Genomic DNA, 264 nt, shown 5'->3' on the forward strand with positions numbered 1-264 from the left:
CCGCTTTAACGTTGGTAATCGTGGTTCCACCAGCACCTGCAAGCGTGATCTTGTCTTTAGTCGTTGCATCGTCATATTTAACTGCTGCATCGTCTAATGTACCCAACTTGCCATCTACAGCCGCCAACTGGTCTTCAGTTGCCGCTTGACCTGATACCGCTGTGCCATTCCACGTCGTGTTGCTCAGACCTTTGATCGTGTTCGTTGCTTTATCAACAACAACACTGCCTACAGTCACCTTGTCGAAGTTCACATCTTTCGCTG

The 264-nt window shown here is 48.9% G+C and carries 1 protein-coding gene; it reads right to left on the reverse strand.

Annotated elements, in window-relative coordinates; translation table 11 throughout:
* Nucleotides 1-264: hypothetical protein (locus V6E90_RS21670; RefSeq protein ID WP_442881276.1), on the reverse strand; the 264-nt coding region annotated here is incomplete at both ends.

This window comes from Acinetobacter sp. ESBL14 (assembly GCF_036668815.1).
Lineage (GTDB): Bacteria > Pseudomonadota > Gammaproteobacteria > Pseudomonadales > Moraxellaceae > Acinetobacter > Acinetobacter gyllenbergii.